Annotated in this window: 21 protein-coding genes; 3 read left to right on the top strand and 18 right to left on the bottom strand. The window is 61.6% G+C overall.

Annotated elements, in window-relative coordinates:
- Complete coding sequence (locus C9411_RS20550; RefSeq protein WP_107227817.1) at positions 1-2,367, bottom strand: TIM-barrel domain-containing protein; 2,367 nt, start codon at positions 2,365-2,367, stop codon at positions 1-3.
- Positions 2,368-2,378: 11 nt separating this feature from the next.
- Entirely contained in the window at positions 2,379-3,689 is a 1,311-nt protein-coding gene (locus C9411_RS20545; RefSeq protein ID WP_063990531.1) for an MFS transporter, read from the bottom strand.
- A gap of 359 nt (positions 3,690-4,048) precedes the next feature.
- Here C9411_RS20545 and C9411_RS20540 point away from each other — a divergent pair, with 359 nt between their 5' ends.
- The 3 genes from C9411_RS20540 to C9411_RS20530 all read left to right on the top strand — a co-directional run bounded on the left by C9411_RS20540 (position 4,049) and on the right by C9411_RS20530 (position 6,560).
- Positions 4,049-5,131 (top strand): LacI family DNA-binding transcriptional regulator, encoded by a 1,083-nt coding sequence (locus C9411_RS20540; protein WP_107227816.1) that lies wholly within the window; start codon positions 4,049-4,051, stop codon positions 5,129-5,131.
- Between the two features lie 62 nt (positions 5,132-5,193).
- Complete coding sequence (locus C9411_RS20535) at positions 5,194-6,219, top strand: M4 family metallopeptidase (protein ID WP_063990532.1); 1,026 nt, start codon at positions 5,194-5,196, stop codon at positions 6,217-6,219.
- Entirely contained in the window at positions 6,219-6,560 is a 342-nt protein-coding gene (locus C9411_RS20530; protein ID WP_033635587.1) for a protealysin inhibitor emfourin, read from the top strand. The genes C9411_RS20535 and C9411_RS20530 overlap by 1 nt, the downstream gene beginning before the upstream one ends.
- A gap of 4 nt (positions 6,561-6,564) precedes the next feature.
- Here the strand turns inward: C9411_RS20530 and C9411_RS20525 are convergent, their stop codons facing one another.
- The 16 genes from C9411_RS20525 to hscA all read right to left on the bottom strand — a co-directional run bounded on the left by C9411_RS20525 (position 6,565) and on the right by hscA (position 22,702).
- The gene (locus C9411_RS20525) at positions 6,565-6,786 is read right to left on the bottom strand and encodes a zinc ribbon domain-containing protein (protein WP_047730076.1); all 222 of its coding nucleotides are present in this window, start codon (positions 6,784-6,786) and stop codon (positions 6,565-6,567) included.
- A 12-nt stretch (positions 6,787-6,798) separates the two neighbouring features.
- Positions 6,799-7,755, bottom strand: a complete 957-nt coding sequence (locus tag C9411_RS20520; RefSeq protein WP_107227815.1) for an AEC family transporter — start codon at positions 7,753-7,755, stop codon at positions 6,799-6,801.
- Positions 7,756-7,853: 98 nt separating this feature from the next.
- On the bottom strand, positions 7,854-9,344 hold the full coding sequence (gene der, locus C9411_RS20515; protein WP_019452357.1) for a ribosome biogenesis GTPase Der: 1,491 nt from the start codon (positions 9,342-9,344) through the stop codon (positions 7,854-7,856).
- A gap of 255 nt (positions 9,345-9,599) precedes the next feature.
- Positions 9,600-10,781, bottom strand: a complete 1,182-nt coding sequence (gene bamB, locus C9411_RS20510) for an outer membrane protein assembly factor BamB (protein ID WP_033635590.1) — start codon at positions 10,779-10,781, stop codon at positions 9,600-9,602.
- An 11-nt stretch (positions 10,782-10,792) separates the two neighbouring features.
- Entirely contained in the window at positions 10,793-11,413 is a 621-nt protein-coding gene (locus tag C9411_RS20505) for a YfgM family protein (RefSeq protein ID WP_033635592.1), read from the bottom strand.
- Between the two features lie 13 nt (positions 11,414-11,426).
- Complete coding sequence (gene hisS / locus C9411_RS20500; RefSeq protein ID WP_025159556.1) at positions 11,427-12,701, bottom strand: histidine--tRNA ligase; 1,275 nt, start codon at positions 12,699-12,701, stop codon at positions 11,427-11,429.
- A gap of 139 nt (positions 12,702-12,840) precedes the next feature.
- Positions 12,841-13,962: a flavodoxin-dependent (E)-4-hydroxy-3-methylbut-2-enyl-diphosphate synthase gene (ispG, locus tag C9411_RS20495; RefSeq protein WP_016929756.1), complete on the bottom strand. Its 1,122-nt coding sequence runs from the start codon at positions 13,960-13,962 to the stop codon at positions 12,841-12,843.
- Between the two features lie 45 nt (positions 13,963-14,007).
- On the bottom strand, positions 14,008-14,982 hold the full coding sequence (gene rodZ, locus C9411_RS20490; RefSeq protein WP_063990535.1) for a cytoskeleton protein RodZ: 975 nt from the start codon (positions 14,980-14,982) through the stop codon (positions 14,008-14,010).
- The gene (gene pilW, locus C9411_RS20485; protein ID WP_063990649.1) at positions 14,972-15,721 is read right to left on the bottom strand and encodes a type IV pilus biogenesis/stability protein PilW; all 750 of its coding nucleotides are present in this window, start codon (positions 15,719-15,721) and stop codon (positions 14,972-14,974) included. The genes rodZ and pilW overlap by 11 nt, the downstream gene beginning before the upstream one ends.
- 98 nt (positions 15,722-15,819) lie before the next feature.
- The gene (locus C9411_RS20480) at positions 15,820-17,016 is read right to left on the bottom strand and encodes a bifunctional tRNA (adenosine(37)-C2)-methyltransferase TrmG/ribosomal RNA large subunit methyltransferase RlmN (RefSeq protein WP_063990536.1); all 1,197 of its coding nucleotides are present in this window, start codon (positions 17,014-17,016) and stop codon (positions 15,820-15,822) included.
- Positions 17,017-17,253: 237 nt separating this feature from the next.
- A complete protein-coding gene (gene ndk, locus C9411_RS20475; RefSeq protein ID WP_004941424.1) occupies positions 17,254-17,679 on the bottom strand; it encodes a nucleoside-diphosphate kinase in 426 nt (141 codons plus the stop codon).
- Positions 17,680-17,841: 162 nt separating this feature from the next.
- Complete coding sequence (gene sseB, locus C9411_RS20470; protein WP_063990537.1) at positions 17,842-18,672, bottom strand: enhanced serine sensitivity protein SseB; 831 nt, start codon at positions 18,670-18,672, stop codon at positions 17,842-17,844.
- Positions 18,673-18,761: 89 nt separating this feature from the next.
- On the bottom strand, positions 18,762-20,057 hold the full coding sequence (gene pepB, locus C9411_RS20465; protein WP_063990538.1) for an aminopeptidase PepB: 1,296 nt from the start codon (positions 20,055-20,057) through the stop codon (positions 18,762-18,764).
- 223 nt (positions 20,058-20,280) lie between these two features.
- Entirely contained in the window at positions 20,281-20,481 is a 201-nt protein-coding gene (gene iscX / locus C9411_RS20455; protein WP_006327336.1) for a Fe-S cluster assembly protein IscX, read from the bottom strand.
- Between the two features lie 32 nt (positions 20,482-20,513).
- Positions 20,514-20,849 (bottom strand): ISC system 2Fe-2S type ferredoxin, encoded by a 336-nt coding sequence (gene fdx, locus C9411_RS20450; RefSeq protein WP_046897754.1) that lies wholly within the window; start codon positions 20,847-20,849, stop codon positions 20,514-20,516.
- 2 nt (positions 20,850-20,851) lie between these two features.
- Positions 20,852-22,702: a Fe-S protein assembly chaperone HscA gene (gene hscA, locus C9411_RS20445; protein ID WP_107227812.1), complete on the bottom strand. Its 1,851-nt coding sequence runs from the start codon at positions 22,700-22,702 to the stop codon at positions 20,852-20,854.
- Positions 22,703-22,734: the final 32 nt, after the last annotated feature.

Below are 22,734 nucleotides of genomic sequence, written 5' to 3'. Positions count from 1 at the left end.
CTACTCCAGCGTAAAACGCTCGCCCGGTTCGCCGTTCACCCACAGCGCGCGCGTCTCGCCTTCCGGCAGGCTGAGCGTCAGCGTGCGCCAGGCCGGGCGGAAACGCCCTTCCGTCGTGATATCCAGCATGATGCGCTGAGGGTCGCAGCGCATTTCCCAGCGCAGCCACAGCGCATCGCCCTGCCGCCAGCCTTCGCTTTCACCGTCGTCCTCAAACAGCAGCCCGCTACTTGCGCCGCAGCCCTTGAGCGGAAACAGCCGCAGCTCGCGCCGATCGTCGGCGGCCACGTCCACATGCGCCAGCCGCTGCGACAGCGGCAGCGCCGCCCCGGCGCGCACCAGCAGCGGCAGACGCTCCAGCGGCGCCGCCAGCGTCACCGTCTGGCCGCCGCCGAACCACTGCCCGCTGTAGAAGCAGTACCAGCCTTCGCCGTTGTCCGGCAGATACACCGAACGCCGGCGCTGCCCCGGTTCCACCACGCTGGCCACCAGCAGATCGCGGCCGATCAGAAAATCGTCGTTCTCGCCGAAGGTGCGCGCATCCTGTTCATGATCGAGGAAGGTCGGGCGCAGCATCGGCTCGTCGTCGGCGCAGGCCTGCCATAGCAGGGTGTAGAAATACGGCAGCAGCCGGTAACGCAGGTTGATCGCCTCGCGCACCGCCGGGGTGGCGGCCGGGTACATCCAGGGCTCGTTGACCGTGGCGTCGTCGTTCCAGGAGTGAATGGTGAAACGCGGATGCATCACGCCGTTTTGCACCCAGCGCACCAGCAGCTCCGCGTCCGGCTTGTCGCCGGAGAAGCCGCCGACGTCGTGGCCGAGGTTATACAGCCCGGACAGGCTCATGCCCAGCCCCATGCGGATGTTGTAGCGCAGCGTCTGCCAGCTGGTGCGGTTGTCGCCGCTCCAGGTCTGCACGTAGCGCTGCATGCCGGCGCAGCCGGAGCGCGAGATTAGGTACGGCCGCTTCTGCGGCGCGAAACGCTGCTGGGCCTCCATCGAGGCGCGCATCATCAGCAGTGGCATCACCGGGCGGATGTGCTTGATGGCGATCGGCCGCCCGAAGCCGTGGCAGCGCGCTTCGCCGTCCCACACTTCGTACTCGTTGTTGTCGTTCCAGGTCGAATCGATGCCCATCTCCAGCAGCTGCTGCGTGACGCCCTGCTGCCACCAGCGCACCGCCGCCGGGTTGGTGAAGTCGAGGTGCGATCCCTCGTCGTCCCAGAAGCTGGAGCGCTCGGGCGCGTCGCTTTGCGAATCGCGGATAAACAGCCCCTGCGCCGCCACCGCCTGATACTGCGGGTGATCCTGCAGCAGGCACGGCTTGATGTTGGCCGCCAGCCTGAGACCGGCGTCGTGAAACGCCTGGCTCAATTGCTTGGGCTGCGGCACCTTGTCGTAATTCCAGTTGAACACGTAGCGCTTGTTGTTGATTGATGTGTAGCCCGACGACAGCTGGAAGGAGTCGCAGGGAATGGCGTGTTGGCGACACAGCGCGATGAACTGCTGCAGCTGCTGCTGGGCGTCCGGCGCGTCGGTGTAGTGCATGGTCGAGCCGCTGTAGCCCAGGCTCCACTTCGGCCCGAAGTGGGTGCGGCCGGTCAGGCGCACGAAGGCCTTGGTGACGTCCACTACCTTCGGCCCGAGGAACAGGTAGTAATCCAGATCGCCCGCTTCGGCCTGATAGCGGCGATAGGCCGTATGGTAGTTGTCGATCTCGTTGCCCAGATCCAGCCAACAGCTGCTCAGGTTGTCGTAGAACAGGCCAAAGCTCGCCTCCGGCCCGCGGGTAATGGTGAACGGAATGTGCTTGTACAGCGGATCGGTGCTGGCGGCGTTGTAGCCCATGGCGTCCAGGTTACGCATCTCGAAGCGGCGGCCGGTGCGCTCCAGATCGCCGGCTTTCTCTCCCAGGCCGTAATAGCGCTCATCGGCGAAACGGCGCTGGTAATGCGCCACACCGTCGCCGTGCGCATTGAGCAGGTAGGCGCTGGTCGGCCGATCCGCCGCCAAGGGCCGCCACTCGCCGGCGGTATTGCAATACTCCCACGCCAACCACAGCGGCTGATGCACCGTCACGCGCAGCCGCGGCGTGCTGACCACCAGCCGATCGCCCTCCTGGCGCAGCTGATAGCCCGGCAGGCTGAAACCGGCGACGCTGAGCCGATCGCGCCCCTCCCAGGGCACATCCTCTTGCGGCGCGATGCTCCAGGTGCGATCCAGCGCCAGCTCGCCCTCACGTTTGATCAGCACGCGGAACAGATCGTTTTCCAGCACGTACAGGCAGAAACGGTGGCGTTCATCGACCAGCAGCTCGACGTGGTCCGCATGCTGCGCCGCCAGCGCCCAGTTTTTCAAGGTTTTCATAAATATCTCACTTAGCTGTGTGAAGGTGTTTTCTTACCGCCGCGCTCGGCGATCAGGGCAATCAGGAACACAGCGCCGATCAGATCGAAGAAGCCCATGGCGATAAACAGCGGGTTGAAGCCAATGGTGTCGGATACCGCGCCGATCAGGAGCGTGAACAGGAAGCTGGCGATCCAGGCGCTGGAACCGCGCATGCCGTTGACCGTCGCCATCTGGTTTTTATCGAACGATTCCACCACCAAGGCGCTAAGCATGCAGGAGATCACCTGGTGGCCGAAGCCGCCGATCGAGATCAGCGCGATCGCCACATAGGGATCTTGAGTGATCGCCACGAACGCCAGCGACACCATCAGGAAAGCGCCGGTCACCGAGCTGGCGACCACCGAGTTGACGCGGCTGCAGCCGAACCATTTGCGGTACAGGGTGGTGAGATAGCCGCTGGCGACGCTGCCGATATCCGCCGCCAGGAACGGCAGCCAGGCAAACATCGCGATCTGTTTCAGATCCATGCCGCGTTCGGTGGCCAGATACAGCGGCACCCAGAAGCTGAAGACCGCCCAGGCCGGCTCGGCGAGAAAAGCCGGGATGGCGATGCCGTAGAACTTCTTGTTCTTGCACAGGCTGGCCAGCGAGGTGAGGAACGGCAGCTTCGGCAGCACCGGCTCGTTGTCTTCGCGGATCAGATCCAACTCTTGCTGGCTGAGGTTCGGGTGCTGCTGCGGCGAGTGGTAGAACAGCCACCACAGCACCACCCAGATCAGCGCCAGCCCGCCGGAGAACAGGAAGGCGCCCTGCCAGCCGAAGGAGACGTGAGCAATGACGATGATCGGCGGCGCCAGCATGGCGCCGATGGAGAAACCGACGCCCGCCCAGCCGGCGGCGATCGGCCGCTCCTTCTTCGGGAACCAGTCGGAGATCGCCTTGGCGTTGGCCGGGGTGGCCGCCGCCTCCGCGCCCCCCATGAAGAAGCGCAGAATGGCCAGTTGCAGCCAGCTGCCGGCGCCGGCGTGCAGCATACATACCACCGCCCAAATGCCGGCGCAGATCAGAAAGCCCATCTTCAGGCCGATAACATCGATCAGCCAGCCGCAGATCGGCTGAAACACCGTGTAGGCCAGCTGGAACGACGCCACCACCCAGGCATATTGCTCGGTGCTCATGTTCAGGCTGGTTTTCAGCTCCGGCGCCAGAATGCCCAGCGAGTTACGGGTGATGTAGTTGACCGTGACGCCCAGCAAGAACAGCGCCAGCATCCACCAGCGCAGCGATTTGAACTTGCGCCGGCCGCTCTGCGCGACCGCCTGATTGATCTCCACACTCATCGGTTCTCTCCCCGCGGCCGCCGGCGACGGCGACGCGCGTTTTGGTAGGGTACGTTGTGCTATCAAACACGGGGCGGTGAAAACGGGTCGGCGCGGTAGCATTGGCCGACAGACAATCACAACCCCATGATTTATTTTTTGTTTTCTTTTTCGCACACCGTTAAAATTGGACTGACAGGTCGCTAAAATTGGTGTACCAATGCAGACTACCCAGCGAGAGCGCGCAGCGAAACGGGGTTTTTTGCAAAGATTTTCACAGGCGGGTGAAAAAATAGTCATAATGGGCATAAAAGCCGGTCAAGACGCTGAAAATCCGCGGTGAAAATATTCTCATGGACGAATTTGAAGGAGATCACAGAATGAACGGAAAGCTGAAAATTCAGGAGATCGCTCGCCAAACCGGGTTGTCGATCAGCACCGTTTCCCGCGTGCTGGCGGGCAAGGCCAACACCAGCGCCGAGGCGCGCCGCAAGGTGCTGGACTGTGCGCAGCAAAACGGCATTCTGCAGGGTATTTCCAGCGGCCGGCTGATGCTGAACAACGTGATGGTGTTCGCGCCGCAGCGCGCGTTCGACGTGCGCACCGACATCTTCTACTACAAGGTCATTCAGGGTATCGCCGCCGCGCTGATGGAGCACGAGGTGCGCATCCGCTACTGCGGGCTGGAAGAGCAACACAGCGACGGCGCGCTGTTTCTGGAAAAGATGAGCGACCCGCACACCGAAGCGGCGCTGATCATCGGCATCGACGACGAGCATATCCACACCCTGGCCGCCGATCTGCACAAGCCCTGCGTGCTGATCAACTGCAGCGATCGGCAGATGCGGCTGGACAGCGTCTCACCGGATCATCAGCTGATCGGTGATTACTCCGCCAGCTACCTGTTCCAGCAGGGGCACAGCCATATCCTCAATTTGCAGTGTCTGCGCCGCCACACCATGGAGCTGCGGCTGGCGGGCATCCGGCAGGCCTACGCCCGGCATCATTTGCCGTTCGACGACGGCCGCCATCTGGTCACCACCTCGGGCTTCGGCGGCGAAGAGGCCGAGCAGGCGCTGACCACCTATCTCGACGGCCTCCACGGCCACGCCCCGCTGCCGACGGCGATCCTGGCCGGCGGCGACTACATGGCGGTCGGGGCGGTCAAGGCGCTCAACAAGCGGGGGCTGAGCGTGCCGGGCGACGTCTCGGTGATGAGTACCGACGGCTTCAACCTGGCGGAAATCCACGATGTGCCGCTGACCTCGGTGCAGGTTCCGCGCGACGAGCTGGGCTACGAGGCGATCCAACTGCTGCAGCGGCGCATGCTGCGCGCCGACGCGCCGCCGTGCAACCTGCTGCTGCACGGCCGGCTGGCGGTGCGCGCCTCGGTGCGGCGCATCAGCCCGCACAAGACCGCGCCGGCGGTGAGCACGCATGACCACAGGCTTTATGACGAGTAGGCTACACTTAGGCACAGTGCATTCATTCGATGAGGTAAAATTTTTGCCTAAGGAGAGCCACTATGCCAGCCCAGCGCATGCGTTCCGTCATTCCTCCCTACATGCTGCGCCGCATCATTGAACACGGCAATGCCCCGCAGCGCGACTGCGCGCTGCACACGCTGAACCACGTGCAAAGCCTGCTCGGCAACAAGCCGCTGCGTTCGCCGACCGAGAAAAACGCCCGATCCGGCGAAGCGCTCCGCGATATCTACGACGCCCAGAACGGCACCCAGTTGCCCGGCAAACAGGTACGCAAAGAAGGCCAGCCCAGCAACCACGACGTGACGGTGGACGAGGCCTACGACTATCTCGGCGTCACCTACGATTTCTTCTGGCAGGCCTACCGCCGCAATTCACTGGATAACCAGGGGCTGCCGCTGGTCGGCAGCGTACACTACGGCAAGGAGTACCAGAACGCCTTCTGGAACGGCCAGCAGATGGTGTTCGGCGACGGCGACGGCGAGATTTTCAACCGTTTCACCATCGCCATCGACGTGGTCGGCCACGAGCTGGCGCACGGCGTGACCGAGAGCGAAGCCGGGCTGATCTACTACCAGCAGTCAGGGGCGCTCAACGAGTCGTTGTCCGACGTGTTCGGCTCGTTGGTCAAGCAGTTCCACCTGCAGCAAACCGCCGATAAAGCCGACTGGCTGATCGGTGCCGGGCTGCTCGCCAAGGGCATCAAAGGCAAAGGGCTGCGCTCGATGTCGGCACCCGGCACCGCCTACGACGATCCGCTGCTGGGCAAAGACCCCCAGCCCGCCAGCATGAAGGATTATATCCAAACCAAGGAAGACAACGGCGGCGTGCACCTCAACTCCGGCATCCCCAACCGCGCCTTCTACCTGGCGGCGACGGCGCTGGGCGGCTTCGCCTGGGAGAAAGCCGGCTATGTCTGGTATGACACGGTGTGCGACAAAGCGCTGCCGCAAAACGCCGACTTCGCCACCTTCGCCCGCACCACGGTGAAACATGCGCTAGCGCGTTTCGACCAGAGCGTAGCGGACAAGGTGCAGCAAGCCTGGCATCAGGTGGGGGTGGAATAATGAAACCGCTGCCGACGCTCAATCAGGATACGGTCATTGAGCTGGCGCGCGAGGGAGGCTTCGCCTACATTCCCAAACTGGCGGGCCAGCGCCGCATCGCGCTGGCCGATATCACGCCGGAGCAGCGGCAGCGCCTGAATCAGTTGCTGAACCAGACGCTGCCCTATGCGCAGGAAGAAGGCCAGCCCACCTCCCCCGGCTGCGGCGACCAGCGCTACTACCGCGTGCAAATCAACTACACCAGCCCCACCCTGAGCACTGAGATCGTGCTGTTAATCCCGGAAAGCAGCGCGCCGCAGGCGCTGGTGGATCTGTGGAAAACCGGACAGGTGGATGAGTGAGGGCTTACAGCGGCTGATAGCTGAAATTCACCCGTTTCTTGGAGATCAGCCCGTGCCCGTTCTGGCACAGGTAATCCACCGCCCCGCAGGCTTTCAATTCTTGCAGCGGCTGCCCGCACTCCGGGCAGCTCGCCAGCTGCCGATAATCGTGCTGACAGGCTTCACAATGGTAGTGACCCGCTACCCACTTCATGGTCTGACGGCATTGCGGACAGTGCGCTTCCATAACGACTCCAGGTTAAATCGCGCCCCATGAGCGCAAGAAATAGATCCCCAACGCGGTGGTGAAGAACGAACCGACGGTGGTGATGGCGATAATATTGGCCGCCAGCGTGGCGTTGCCGCCCATGGCGCGCGTCATCACATAGCTGCCCGAAGCGGTCGGCGTGGCGGAAAACAGGAAGATAATGCCCAGCGCCGCCCCCTGAAACCCGCACAGCCAGCCGGCCAGCGTCATCAGGCACGGCACCAGAAACAGCTTGGCCGCCGACGACAGCGCCGCCACGTTGGACGAGCGGAACATGGCGCGAAAATCCAGGCTGGCGCCGGTGCACAGCAGCGCCAGCGGCAGCGACAGCGCGGAAATATAGCTGCCGGTCTGGCGGATCACGGTCGGGATGCCCAGCCCGGTTTGCGCATACAGCAGCCCGCACACCAGGCCAATGATCAGCGGGTTGGTAACGATGCTACGCAGCAGCGACAGGTGGCTGATTTTCTTGCCCTGCCCGCCCTGCAGGCTGCGCGTGAGGGTGATGACCGACAGCACGTTGAACAGGATCACCGTCACCGTCAGGTACAGCGAGGCGAGCGCAATGCCTTCGCTGCCGTAGGCGGTCATGGCGTAGGCCAGGCCGACGATGGCGGTATTGGCGCGGAAACCGCCCTGCACGAACACCCCGCGCTCACGCGGTTCCTTCACCAGCCACTTGGCGGCCAGCTCCAAGAGCAGGAAGGTCGCCAGCGTGCCGACCGCGCCGAACAGCACCAGCGGCAGGTTGCCGAGCAGCTGCGGGTGGTTGGTGGCGATGCTGAAAAACAGCAGGCACGGCAGCGCCAGATTGAACACCAGGCGGGTCGCGCCGTCGACGAAGCGGTCATCCATCAGGCGCCAATGGCGCAGCAGGATCCCCAGCAGCATCATCAGCAGATTCGGCACGGTGACGTTAAATGCAAAACTCCAGTTTTCCCAGGACATGGTGTTCCTTCAGGCAGGCGAGGTAATCTTCAGATAATAAAACGATTTCGGGCCAATAAAAAAGGGCGCGGCATCACTGCCGCGCCCCTCATGAGCGATTACTTGCTCTTTTTCAGGTGGCTCATCAGGCGCTTGCGCTTACGCATCTGGGTCGGCGTCAGCAGGTTGCGTTTGCCGGCGAACGGGTTGTCACCCTCTTTGAACTGGATGCGGATCGGCGTCCCCATTACGTTCAGCGAGCGGCGGAAGTAGTTCATCAGGTAGCGCTTGTACGAATCAGCGAGATCGCTGACCTGGTTGCCGTGGATCACCACGATCGGCGGGTTGTAACCGCCGGCGTGAGCATATTTCAGCTTCACGCGGCGGCCGCGCACCAACGGCGGCTGGTGATCGTCAACCGCCATCTGCATGATTTTGGTCAGCATCGAGGTGTTTACGCGGCGGGTTGCGCACTCGTAGGCTTCCTGTACCGATTCGAACAGGTTGCCGACGCCGCTGCCGTGCAGCGCGGAAATGAAGTGCACGCGCGCGAAGTCGACAAAGCCCAGACGCAGGTCAAGCATCTCTTTCACGTGCTCGCGATCTTCTTCGCTCATGCCGTCCCACTTGTTGACCGCAATCACCAGTGAGCGCCCACTATTGAGAATAAAGCCGAGCAGCGAGAGATCCTGATCGGAGATGCCTTCACGCGCGTCGATCACCAGCAGCACCACGTTGGCGTCTTCAATCGCCTGCAGGGTCTTGATCACCGAGAACTTCTCGACGGTTTCGGTCACCTTGCCGCGTTTGCGCACCCCGGCGGTGTCGATCAGCACGTATTCGCGTTCGTCGCGCACCATCGGAATGTAGATGCTGTCGCGGGTGGTGCCCGGCATGTCGTACACCACCACACGCTCCTCGCCGAGGATGCGGTTAGTGAGCGTAGACTTACCAACGTTAGGACGACCGACGATCGCCAGTTTGATCGGCAGATCCTGCGGGTTGAACTCTTCTTCCGGCTCTTCGTCTTCTTCGCCTTCCAGCGTTTCACCGTTTTGCTCGGCCCAGTAAGCGGCGTTGGCCTCTTCCTCGGTCAGTTCGACGTCTTCCGGTTTTTCCGGCACGAACGGCACCAGCACGTGTTCGATCAGCTGGGTCACGCCACGGCCGTGGGAAGCGGCGATAGCGAACACTTCACCCAGGCCGAGCGAGTAGAAATCGGCGGTGGCGGTGTCCGGATCCAGGCCGTCGGTCTTGTTGGCCACCAGGAAGGTCGCCTTCTGGCGGCTGCGCAGGTGCTGGGCGATGCCCTGATCCGCCGGCATCAGGCCGGCGCGGGCGTCAACCATGAACAGCACGATGTCCGCCTCTTCGATCGCCAGCAGCGACTGACCGGCCATGCGCGTTTCGACGCCGTCTTCGGTGCCGTCGATACCGCCGGTATCGACGATGATGAACTCATTGCCTTCGATTTCAGCACGACCATACTTGCGGTCACGCGTCAGCCCCGGGAAATCCGCCACCAGCGCATCGCGCGTATGGGTTAAACGGTTGAACAAGGTGGATTTACCCACATTCGGGCGCCCGACCAGCGCGACGACAGGTATCATTGTTGAAGCCTCATTACTTAATAATCAATGCGTTACTACACTGTGGATAGACACCAGCGGTGCAGCTTATAAAATACGAAACGGCCCCTGAACATTCAGGAGCCGTTTTCCCCTTCATCTTTCGCGCCACAGCAGCGTTGTCTGCGCACCTTCGCCTCGGTCACTTAGCTCACTAAGCTCCCGAGGGCTCATGCGCTTGCCGCCTGGCTGCAACCCGAAATCTTTCGGGTGCAAGAAGGGTCACGACGAGCGGCGTTAGCGGGTGAAAGCGTAAACTTTCCCGCCGCGAGCCTGGATGATCAGCTTGTCGCCGGCCACCATCGGCGCAGACAGGAAGCCGGAGCTGTCCACTTCCTGCTGGGCGACAAAACGGCCATCGGTGGTGTTGATCCAGTGCAGATAGCCTTCGGCGTCACCGGTCACCAGATAACCATTATACATCACCGGCGGCGTCAGGTTGCGGTGCAGCAGATCGCTCTGCGTCCACACGGTCACGCCGCCTTCGGTGCTGAGTGCCACCACGCGATCGTTCTGGTCGATCAGATAGATACGGCCCGCGTCGACGATGAAATCGTTCACCGAACCCAGCTCGCGTTTCCAGATGATCTGGCCGGAACGCAGATCCAGCGCCGTCAGGTTGCCGTTGTAACCCAGTGCGTAGACTACGCCGTCAACGATCACCGGCGTCGTATCCACGTCGTTCAGGCGATCGATTTCGGTCGCGCCGCTCGGCTGAGAAATACGCTGTTGCCAGATCAGTTGGCCCTGCTGCATCAGCACGGCGCTGACGCGGCCGTTGTCACCGCCGACGATGGCGGCGCCAAAGGCGACAGCCGGCGCGGATTCACCGCGCAGCGACAGCGAAGGCATGTCCAGGTTAACCGTCCACTTCACCGCGCCGTCGGCTTCGTTCAGCGCCTGCAGCATGCCGTTGGAGGTGTGCACCAACACCATGCCGTCGCTGACAACCGGACGGGAGATCGCTTCGCCGGCCACTTTGGTCTGCCAGGCGATGGCGCCGTCGGCGGTGTTCAATGCGTAAACCACCGCTTTTTCGCTGCCGACGTAAACCTTGTCACCCGCGACCGTCAGGCCGCCCGACAGCAGCGCAGACAGGTTGCTGGAGAAGAAACCGGTCTTCTCGGAGAGATTGACCTTCCACTTCTCGTTGCCGCTGTCGGCGTCCATCGCTTTCACGATGCCGAAGCGATCGGCGGCGTAAATGGTGCTGTCCTGATAGGCCGGACGCAGGTGGGAGTAATATTCACCGATGCCGTCGCCTACCGAGGTGCTCCACGCCTTGCTCGGCGTAAACTGATTTTCAACTTTCGGCAACGGCGACATGGTAACCACGTCTTCTTCGCTGTTAAACAGCGAGCAACCACTCAGCAAGGCAGCGGAAACCAGTCCGACCAAGAGTGTTTTACGCAATTGCATGGGAATTCCCCTTAGCTGGACAAGTTATTCAATTTCATGCGCAGCAGAACCTGCAGCGCCTGAGAAGCGTTGGACTCAATGCCTTTGCTGTAAGCTTCGCGCGCGCCCTTGGCGTCACCCTTGGCCAGCAACACATCGCCGCGCACATCCTGCATCATCGCCGCCCAGCCTTCGCCTTTCACGCCATCCAGCGTTTTCAGCGCTTCATCCAGCTTTTTCTCCTGCAGCTGGACGCGCGCCAGACGCAGGTCGATCATCGCCAACAGGTTGTCGTCTTTGGTCTGGCCCTGCGCCAGCGCCAATTGCTGTTCCGCCTTGGCGAAATCATTCTGTTCGACAAAGTGCTTGGCCAACTGCAGCGCGGCCAATACGCCGTAGCTGTTGCCGTTAGCCTGGACAAATTTCTCCGCGGCAGCCACGTCATCCGGCTTGCCGGCCGCCAGACGATCGCTGGCTTCCTGATAGGATTGCGATGCCGCCATCATGTTGGAGTTTTCATGGCTCTGCCAGTAACGCCAGCCAACCAGGGCACCAATTCCGAGCACCACGCCCACCGCCAGCGCTTTGCCGTTCTCGGCAAAGAACCGACGCAGTGCGTCGACTTGTTCGTTTTCAGTGGTATAGACTTCCACGGTGTCCTTCTCCTTAACCTAACATCAAAGCCAGACGCGCAGCGACTTCGCTTTGCGCCAGCGTTTCTTGTTCACCACTGCGCAGGTCTTTCACCACCACCTGCTGCGCCGCCACTTCGCTCTCACCCAGGATCAGCGCGATGCGCGCGCCCCATTTGTCCGCACGGGTGATCTGCTTCTTGAAGTTGCCGCCGCCGTAATTGGTCATCAGCTTCAGCTGAGGCGCCGCATCGCGCACCTGTTCAGCCAACTGCATCGCCGCGCTCTGGGTGCCCGCGCCGGAAGAGATGACGTACACGTCGATAGCCGACGGCGCCTTGAATTCCGGGTTAACCGCCTGCACCAGCAACACCAGACGCTCGAGGCCCATGGCGAAACCGACCGCCGGGGTGGCACGGCCGCCCAATTGCTCGACCAGGCCGTCGTAACGGCCGCCCGCGCAGACGGTGCCCTGCGCGCCCAGGCTGGTGGTCACCCACTCAAACACGGTGCGGTTGTAGTAATCCAGACCGCGCACCAGGCGCTCGTTAACGGTATATGGGATACCTGCCTGCGCCAAAAGTTCACACAGACCGGCGAAGTGAGCACGGGATTCTTCATCCAGGTACTCGGACAGGCGCGGCGCGTCGTTCAGCAGCGCCTGCACCTCAGGATTCTTGGAGTCCAGCACGCGCAGCGGGTTGCTGTACATGCGGCGTTTGCAGTCTTCGTCCAGCACCTCGACGTGCTGCTCCAGGAACGCCACCAGCGCGTCGCGGTAGTTGGCACGCGCCTCCAGCGAACCGATGGAGTTCAGCTCCAGCTTGACGTGCTCGGCGATGCCCAGCGCTTTCCACCAGCGGGCCGTCAGCAGGATCAGCTCGGCGTCGATGTCCGGGCCTTGCAGGCCGAACACTTCCGCGCCCAGCTGATGGAACTGACGGTAGCGGCCCTTCTGCGGGCGCTCGTAGCGGAACATCGGGCCGATGTACCACAGACGCTGTTCCTGATTGTACAGCAGACCATGTTCGATGCCGGCGCGCACGCAGCCAGCCGTCCCTTCCGGACGCAGCGTCAGGCTTTCGCCGTTGCGGTCTTCGAAGGTATACATCTCTTTTTCCACGACGTCGGTCACTTCGCCGATCGCGCGTTTGAATAACGGGGTCTGCTCTACAATCGGCAACCGGATTTCGCTGTAACCGTAGCTGCCCAGCACCTGCTTGAGGGTGCCTTCAATACGCTGCCATAATGCCGTTTCTTCCGGCAGGTAGTCGTTCATGCCGCGAATGGCTTGAATGTTCTTTGCCACGTGAGTTCTCTGTCCGTTGTCTGTAAAAATGAACCTGATTATAGGGACTTTGCCGCCCGGTATTCAACGCGGATGCGGTTTTCTGCCCTTCAGGCTCATAAACAAGCGGGCCAACAGGCCCGCCATGTAGCAATAACGCTTATTTTTCCAGCAGGTTGACCGTGATGCGGTTGCTTTCATCCATCATCGCGGCCTTGGCGCGAATTTTCGCTTCCAGCTGGTCGATCATCTGTTCGTTGTCGAAACGCTCTTTCTGGCGCACGCCGTCTTCATAGAAGCCGCTCTTCTTGTGGCCGCCGGTCACGCCCATGGTGGACACCAGCGCTTCGCCCGGACCGTTCACCACGCAGCCGATGATCGAAACGTCCATCGGCGTGATGATATCTTCCAGACGCTGCTCCAGCGCGTTCACCGTGCCGATCACGTCGAACTCCTGACGCGAACAGGTCGGACAGGCGATAAAGTTGATACCGCGCGCGCGGATGCGCAGCGACTTCAGGATATCGAAACCGACCTTCACTTCTTCGACCGGATCCGCCGCCAGCGAGATGCGCAGGGTGTCGCCGATGCCTTCAGACAGCAACATGCCCAGGCCGATGGCCGATTTGACCGACCCGCTGCGCGCGCCGCCGGCTTCGGTGATGCCCAGATGCAGCGGCTGATCGATGCGCGACGCCAGCAGGCGGTAAGATTGCACCGCCAGAAACACGTCCGACGCCTTGACGCTGACCTTGAACTGGTCGAAGTTGAGGCGATCGAGGATGTCCACGTGGCGCATGGCGGATTCCAGCAGCGCTTCCGGCGTAGGTTCACCGTACTTTTCCTGCAGGTCTTTCTCCAGCGAGCCGCCGTTGACGCCGATGCGAATCGGGATGTTCTTATCGCGGGCGCAGTCCACCACCGAGCGAATGCGCGATTCGTTGCCGATGTTGCCCGGGTTGATGCGCAGGCAGTCTACGCCGTATTCGGCAACCTGCAGCGCGATGCGATAATCGAAGTGGATATCGGCGACCAGCGGCACGTTGACCTGCTGCTTGATCAGCTTGAACGCCTCTGCGGCGTCCATGGTAGGAACCGAAACGCGGACGATGTCGACGCCCACGCGCTCCAGCGCTTTAATCTGATTAACCGTTGCTTCAACATCGGTGGTACGGGTGTTGGTCATCGACTGCACAGCAATCGGCGCACCATCACCAATAGGCACCTTGCCGACGTAAATGCGTGTAGATTTTCGACGGTTGATGGGCGCTTGGTTATGCATTACTTACTCTCCATTGCTGCTCTGACATCACGACCAGCCGCGCGATTACTGCGCGGCGACGGTCAGGCGAGCAACACGGTTTGACTTAACGAACCGGCTTAAATCAACCGGCTTACCCTGATACTGGATCTGTACTGCCGCCGGCGCGCCGATGGTCAGTTTATACGGCGCAGTGCCGGCCAGGTTCAGCTTGCCACCCTGCTTCTGGGTGCCGCTGAACAGCGTCTTACCGCTCGCGTCGGTCACCTGCAGCCAGCAGTCGGCGGAGAAATCCATCACCAGCGCATTCGGATCGGCCACCGGCGCAGCCACGCCCGCATCGGCGGTCGGCAACGGCGCTTGTGCCGCCGGCGCGGTTTCCGGCAGGGTTGTCTGGCTTGGCGACACCACGGCAGGCTGCTGCTGAGCCGCACTCGGCGCCTGAGCGGTAGCCGCCGGCGCCTGAGCCGCAGCGCCGGCATCGGCCGGCGCTGCGCTGTTGTCGGTCAACGGCACGTTAGTGCCGGCGTCGGCGTTGCCGTCGGTCAGCGGCACGGACTGCCCTTCGTTATTCTGCGAAAGCTGCGCGGAAGACTGATCGGCCATGGTGGCGATCTCTTCCTGCTGGGCCTTGTGGTTTTGCCACCACCAGGCGCCGGTCAGGCCTATCACCACGAACACGATAAGCCAGGTGAAGCTCATCAGCCAGCCGTCGCGTTTCTTGCGGCGCTTGCCCAGCGAGAAGCTTTGCATCGGCGCCACTTTCGCCATCTTCAACGGCGCCTGCTTGGCCAACATCGGCAACAGTTCGTCTTCCGGCAAATGCACCAGCTTGGCGTAGGAACGGATGTAGCCGCGCACGAAGGTGGACGCGAGGTCAGCAGACACGCTGTCTTCCTCGATATCGCGCACGGTGGACATTTTGAGACACAGGCGTTCTGCAACGGTCTGTTGGCTCAGCCCGAGTTGCTCACGGGCCTGACGCAGGCGCTGGCCTGTCGTCATGGATTCGGTTTTATCTTGGGAGGCTTCAGTATTCATTAGCTAAGAACTGCTGGTACTGTTTGGATTGTGGAAAACTTCGCGCTAGCTGCTTGCCATAGCGTTGAACGCTATCCTGACGGCCGGCTAACGCGGCGAAACGAATCTGTAACCATAAGCTGCTGGCGCTGGCCGGCAGAACATGCTGATAAACATCCAATAAAAGTTGCGACTGGGCGCGCTTCCCTTCTCCAAATTGCTTTTCGGCCTCCGCCAACAGCGGAGTGCCTTTGTCCGGATCGACCTTCAGCGCGCGGCTCAACAGCGTGCGCGCCTCATCGTTTTGTCCGGCCTTGAGAAAACAGTAACCTGCGTTTTCCAGGCTGTCGGCGACCTGGCCATAATCGGGCGCCAGCGCCGCAGCGCTAAACTGCTGTTGCGCCGGTACATACTGCCCTAAACCGCAAAGAAACGCACCGTAATTATTCAACACGGTGCCATTGCCTGGCGCAAGTTTGAGCGCTTGCCGATAACGCTGTTCGGCTGCGGCATTTTCACCGATCCGCTGCGCGTAGAGCGCCATGCCCAACTGCGTGCGGTAATCCTGCGGGGCCGCATCCAGCGCCTTTTCCAGGTTCTGGCGCGCGGCGTCCATGTCGCCTTGCTGCAGGTACTCCAGGCCCAGCTGCAACCGCGTCTGGCCCGCCTCAGAGACTTGTGCTTCCTTTTCCGGCGCTGAACCGGAACACCCGGCCAACAACCCGGCCGCCAGCCACACACCCCACAGTTTCAGCTTCATGCCCGCATTCATTTCCTTATCGGCCGTCAGCTAACGCCCATCAGCGACACGCTTTCGCATAACAGGCTGTTAGATAACAAAAAATGGTGCTATAGGATTCAGACCGCCCGTACGTTGATAGGTTCCCCGGCCATTTTCTTCTTCAGGGTACGCTTGGTACGATCGATCACTTCACCCGCCAGTTGCCCGCAGGCGGCGTCGATATCGTCACCACGGGTTTTACGAACAATAGTCGTAAAGCCGTATTCCATCAACACCTTGGAGAAACGATCCACCCGGCTGTTGGAACTGCGGCCGTAAGGGGCGCCCGGGAACGGGTTCCATGGGATCAGGTTGATCTTGCACGGCGTGTCTTTCAGCACTTCCGCCAGCTGATGCGCATCGTCGGTGCTGTCGTTGATATGATCCAGCATCACGTACTCGACGGTCACGCGGCCCTGATTGGCGTTGGATTTCTCCAGATAGCGGCGCACCGCGGACAGGAAGGTCTCGATGTTGTACTTGCGGTTGATCGGCACGATCTCATCGCGGATGGTGTCGTTCGGCGCATGCAGCGAGATCGCCAGCGCCACGTCGATCATGTCGCCCAGCTTGTCCAGCGCCGGCACTACGCCGGAGGTAGACAGGGTCACGCGGCGTTTGGACAGGCCAAAGCCGAAGTCGTCCAGCATGATTTCCATCGCCGGCACCACGTTGTTCAGGTTGAGCAGCGGCTCGCCCATGCCCATCATCACCACGTTGGTGATCGGACGTTGGCCGGTCACTTTCAGCGCGCCGATGATTTTCGCCGCGCGCCACACCTGGCCGATGATTTCCGACACGCGCAGGTTGCGGTTGAAGCCCTGCTGCGCCGTCGAACAGAATTTGCACTCCAGCGCGCAGCCTACCTGCGAGGAGACGCACAGCGTCGCGCGGTCGGCTTCCGGGATGTACACGGTTTCGACCTGCTGATCGCCGACCTTAATCGCCCACTTGATGGTGCCGTCGGCCGAGCGCTGTTCTTCCGCCACTTCCGGCGCGCGAATTTCCGCCACGCGCTGCAGCTTGCCGCGCAGGACTTTGTTGATGTCGGTCATCTGCTCGAAATCGTCGCAGCAGTAGTGGTACATCCACTTCATCACCTGATCGGCGCGGAACGGTTTCTCGCCCATTTCGGCAAAGAATTCACGCATTTGCTGGCGGTTCAGGTCCAGCAGGTTGATTTTGGCCGCAGCCGGTTGCTCCACGTTAACGGAGGGGGTAGTCAGCGAATTATTTTCAGACACGGTGTGCTCGGACGTGATGGGTTCTAACATAATGATCTCTGGCCTCGTTATTACACGTTATGGCGCTAAAGAATGGACAGTAAGTTGTGCATTTCAGCCCGCATGATTCGGGTGGCGGCACTAAAAACGCGCCCCTGACAAGTCGTCTTATCAGGGGCGCGGCATTGTACAAATTTTAGTAGCGGGTGGCTACGGCTGAAAGGCATTCAGGGCATTTTTATTGTTTCAGCCGGTGAATGCCGGGCTATCAGCCAAGAAACGGCACGATTAACGTGCGCAGATTTCGCTTTCGTTGAAGAAGTAAGCGATTTCACGCTGTGCGGATTCAACGGAGTCGGAACCGTGAACGGCGTTAGCGGTGAAGCTGTCCGCGTAGTCGGCACGCAGGGTACCGGCCAGCGCGTTGTCCGGGTTGGTTGCGCCCATGATGTCGCGGTTGCGCTGCACGGCGTTTTCAGATTCCAGAACCTGCACCATGATTGGGCCAGAGGTCATGAACTCAACCAGACCGTCGAAGAATGGACGGCCTTTGTGCTCAGCGTAGAAGCCTTCAGCTTGCTCGCGAGTCAGGCGCAGCATTTTAGCGGCGATGATTTTGAAACCGGCACGCTCGAAACGCGCATAGATAGCGCCGATGTCGTTGTTGGCTACAGCGTTTGGTTTAACGATGGAAAAGGTACGTTCTACGGTCATGATGGCCTCTGTATAACATCCAAAACAGGCCGGTCTGCAATGTTGCCGGCCTTCTCAAGTGGCGCAGATTATATGTGCGCCGTTAACGCTTGCCTACGGGAAAATCAACATTTCATTAAAAAAATATGATCTTCATAGGCCATTTTCGACAACGTGGCGGCGCTACTGGGTCTTGTCGGTAGACGGGATCAAATTGCGCAGCCAGCTGCCCCAGCGGCGCTGATAAAACGGCTGCGTATGGGAGATCAGATAGTGGCTGATGCCGCGCTCATTCTCCGACACCAGGCAGAAATCCACCGGTTCGTCGTTCGGCGCCGTTTCGCTGGCGACGCTGCCGGCCTCGTTGATCAACGCCTCGATCTCCGCCGGCTCGGCGTCCACTTCCAGCCCGATCAGCAAATTCGGCTTCTCGTCCGCCGCCTGGTCGTGCATCAGCGCCAGAAACGCGCGGCGCACCGGCTTGCGCTGGCTGAACAGCGTGGTCAACGCGTCCACCATCGCCGACGGATACGCTTCGGGCTGCCCCAGCAGGATTTGGGTCTCTTTATCGACGTAATGCTCCACCGGTTTGACGACGCCGCCGGTCGCCAGCAGCATCGCCACCTCTTCCGGGTAGAACTCCTTGCCGTACTCCGCCTTCGGGTTGAGGAACAGATCCGCGCCCTGGGTGATTTCGAACAACACCCGCGCCGGCATGGCGATAAATGGCTGTTCGTCCTCAACGGCCTTCTGCAGCGCTTCCAGCGAGGTGAAGAACGGAATGATGCTGCCGCCGTCCTGCTTCTCCCAATGCTGGATATTGACCGGCGTATCCGCGTTCAGCGCGATGTCGCCGTCCTGCTGCACCTGCTCGCTGTCGCCGAGGATCAGCACCGTGGCGTCGAGCAGTTCACGGAAGAACGCCGGGCGATGGGCCGGCTCCGTCACCGCCAGCTTCAGCAGGCGTTCAAGTTCGTTCTCGCTCGGGGCGGCATCGTGATGATGGGCACTCATGGCAAACTCCAGGGATCAAATAGCGAGGCCCAGCATGCTGGGCCCCGAAGATAATGCGCATTCTAGCGCCCGACGCGGCGGGCGTTCAATTATTTGGCTTTGCTCAGCAGCAGGTTGGCCAGGGCGCGCACGCCCAGACCGGTCGCACCGGCCGACCACTGCTCCACCGCGCCTTTGCGGTAGGTGGCGGAACAGTCGATGTGCAGCCAGCCTTGCTGGTAGTTCTTGACGAAGTGCGACAGGAAGGCCGCCGCGGTGCTGGCGCCGGCGGTGTAGGCCGGGCCGGCCACGTTGTTCAGCTCGGCGAAGTTGGACGGCAGCTGGCTGCGGTGGAACTCGGCCAGCGGCAGACGCCAGAACGGCTCGTGCTCGGCGGCGGCACTGCTCAGCAGCTCCTGCGCCAGCGCATCGTCGAAGCTGAACAGCGCATGGTAGTCATTGCCGACCGCGGTTTTGGCCGCGCCGGTCAGGGTGGCGCAGTCGATAATCAGCTGCGGGTTCTGCTGAGAAGCGTCGATCAGGCCGTCGGCCAGCACCAGGCGCCCTTCCGCATCGGTGTTCATCACCTCAACGGTTTTGCCGTTGCGGTAGCGAATGATGTCGCCCAGTTTGAAAGCGTTGCCGCTGACCATGTTGTCGGCGCAGCACAGGTACAGCTTCACGCGCTGCTTCAGGCCGCGCGCCGCCGCCAGCGCCAGAGCGCCGGTGATGGTCGCCGCGCCGCCCATGTCAGCCTTCATCGAGTCCATAAAAGCGCTCTGTTTCAGGCTATAACCGCCGGTATCGAAGGTGATGCCCTTGCCGACCAGGCAGGCGAACACCGGCGCGTCCGGGTTACCGGTCGGGTTGAAGTCGAGCGCCAGCAGCACCGGTGGGCGCTCGGAGCCGCGGCCGACGGTGTGGATGCCGGCATAGTTCTGCTCGCGCAGATCTTCGCCCTTGGTGATGCGGTAGCTGACGGCATCGCAGCCGACGTCGCACATCAGATCGACGGCGCGGGTCGCCAGCTGCTCCGGCCCCAGCTCTTCCGCCGGCATATTGATGGTGTCACGCACCCAATCTACGATCTTCAGGCGCTTATCCAGCTCCTGACGTGCGGCTTCCGGCAGTTCGGCCCATTCGACGTTGCGTTGCCCTTTCGGCCCGCGGTAGCCCTGCCAAAACGCCCAGCTGTTTTCCAAGTCCCAACCGTCGCCGGCGAGTTTGACGTTTTTGATGCCCTGACCGTCAATTTTGCGACCCGCACGCTGGATCGCGCCCAGCTTGTCGGCGCCGGTCAGGTGGATGGTCATCCCTTCGCCGTTGGTGCTGAGCAGCGCTTTTTCGCCCCAACGGGCGTCGGCTGGTTGTTGCGACAGCGTGACCTGCATGAATTCTGTTGTCATAGCCTTCTTACTCCGGATGTTCCCTTTATTATTTCATTAGGGCTTTATTGCATACCCTATGGATTTCAAATTGCAGCTAGGCGCCCAGCGATCTCGTCCCCAGGAGCTTACTCAGGTAAGTGACTGGGGTGTGATCGTGCAGGTAACAACGCTGCGGTTTGAAAGACGACGGGTATGTCGGATACAAAATAAACGGGCCGCCCATGGCAGCCCGTTACGCTATTTACTCCGCTTCATCTAACCAGACCAGCAGGATCGCTTCCAGTATTTTTTCGTTGGAAGCCTGCGGATCGTCGTCGAACTCTTCCAGATCGCAGATCCACTGATGCATGTCGGTAAAACGCACGGTTTTCGGATCGGTGTCCGGGTATTGGTCGTACAGGGCTTCGCCGATTTCTCGGCTGTCGGTCCACTTCAGTCCCATTATGATCTCCGGGTTGGCGCTGCGGCTAACAATTAATGCTCACGCGCGTGGTTGACGGTGTAGCGCGGCATTTCGACCACCAGATCTTCGTCAGCGACCAGCGCCTGGCAGCTCAGACGGCTTTCCGGCTCCAGCCCCCACGCTTTGTCCAGCATGTCGTCTTCCAGCTCGCTGCTCTCTTCCAGCGAATCGAAGCCTTCACGCACGATGCAGTGGCAGGTGGTGCAGGCGCAGGATTTCTCGCAGGCGTGCTCGATTTCAATGCCGTTGCGCAGCGCAACGTTGAGGATCGACTCCCCTTTTTCAGCGTCCAGAACCGCCCCTTCCGGGCAAAGATCTTGATGGGGCAGGAAAACAATTTTAGGCATGGTTAAACCTCATCCACAGAATGGCCAGCCAGCGCGCGGCGAATGGAAGCGTCCATGCGGCGCGCGGCAAAATCTTGCGTTTGTGCATCTAATGTTTTGATGGCGTCTTCGATAGCGGCAGGATCTTCACCCTGCGCCGCCTGCTGCAACGCCTGGGTCGCGGCGGCGATCGCCTGGCTTTCCGCCTCGCTCAGCAGCGCGGCGTCGGTGGCCAGCGCGCCCTGCAGGCTTTCCAGCACCCGCGCAGCTTCCACGCGTTGCTCCGCCAGCTTGCGCGCGCCCACGTCGCTTTGCGCGTTGGCCATCGAATCCTTGATCATGCCGGCGATTTCGCTGTCCGACAGACCGTACGACGGCTTCACCTGGATCGAGGCTTCGACGCCGGTGGATTTCTCCATCGCGGTGACGCTCAGCAGACCGTCGGCATCCACCTGGAAGGTGACGCGAATGTGCGCCCCCCCGGCAGGCAATGGCGGCAGGCCGCGCAGCGTGAAGCGCGCCAGCGAACGGCAGTCCTGCACCAGCTCGCGCTCGCCCTGCAGCACGTGGATCATCATCGCGCTCTGGCCGTCTTTAAAGGTGGTGAATTCCTGCGCGCGCGCCACCGGGATGGTGGTGTTGCGCGGGATCACTTTCTCCACCAGACCGCCCATGGTTTCGAGGCCCAGCGACAGCGGGATCACGTCCAGCAGCAGCATGTCGCTGTCCGGCTTGTTGCCCACCAGAATGTCGGCCTGGATCGCGGCACCGATGGCGACCACTTTATCCGGATCGATCGACGTCAGCGGCGCACGGCCGAAGAAGGCCCCCACTTGCTCACGCACCAGTGGCACGCGGGTAGAACCACCGACCATCACCGCTTCCAGCACCTCGTCGGCGGCGACGCCGGCGTCTTTCAGCGCGCGGCGGCAGGCCATCAGCGTGCGTTTCACCAGCGGAGCGATCAGCGCTTCGAACTGGGCGCGGGTCACCTCGCCCTGCCAGCCGGCCACCTCGACGCGCACGCTGTCGGCATCGCTCAACGCGATTTTGGCGGCGATGGCGGCATCCAGCAGTTGGCGCTGCACGCCATGGTCGCTGCGATCGGCCACGCCGGCCTGCTCGCGCAACCAGTCGGCCAGCAGGTGATCGAAGTCGTCGCCGCCCAGCGCGGAATCGCCGCCGGTGGCCAGCACTTCGAACACGCCGCGGCTGAGGCGCAGAATGGAGATATCAAAGGTGCCGCCGCCCAGATCGTAAACCGCGATCACCCCTTCCTGGCCGGAATCCAGCCCGTAGGCGATCGCCGCCGCGGTCGGTTCGTTCAGCAGGCGCAGGACGTGCAGGCCGGCCAGACGCGCCGCGTCTTTGGTGCCCTGGCGCTGCGCGTCGTCGAAGTAGGCGGGAACGGTGATCACCACGCCGTCCAGCTCGCCTTCCAGCGCCGCTTGCGCGCGCGCGGACAGGGCCCGCAGGATATCGGCGGAGACGCCGACCGGGTTAACCGGGCCGGCGGCGGTGACGATCAGCGGCAGGCCGTTGTCGCTGGCCTGGAATTGATAAGGCAGGTTCGGGTAACGTTGCTGCACGTCCGCCAACGAGCGGCCCATCATGCGTTTGATGGAGCTGACGGTATTGGCCGGATCCTGCGCCGCCTGTTGGCGCGCCTCCCAGCCGACGCGCTGCGCGTTCGCCTGATAATGCACCACCGAAGGCAGCAAATGGCGGCCCTGTTCGTCGGCCAGCGTTTCCGCTTGCCCGCTGCGCACCGTGGCGACCAGCGAGTTGGTGGTGCCTAAGTCGATGCCGGCGGCCAGACGTCGCTGATGCGGCGCGGCGCTGAGGCCAGGCTCACTAATTTGTAATAAGGCCATGTTGAAGCTTCCACAATCAGAATCAGAAGGTG

It is taken from the genome of Serratia sp. Nf2 (assembly GCF_003028435.1).
In the GTDB taxonomy this organism is placed as follows: Bacteria; Pseudomonadota; Gammaproteobacteria; order Enterobacterales; family Enterobacteriaceae; genus Serratia; species Serratia marcescens_L.
The sequence above is the reverse complement of the archived record's forward strand: the minus strand, read 5'-3'. Positions and strand labels throughout refer to the sequence as shown.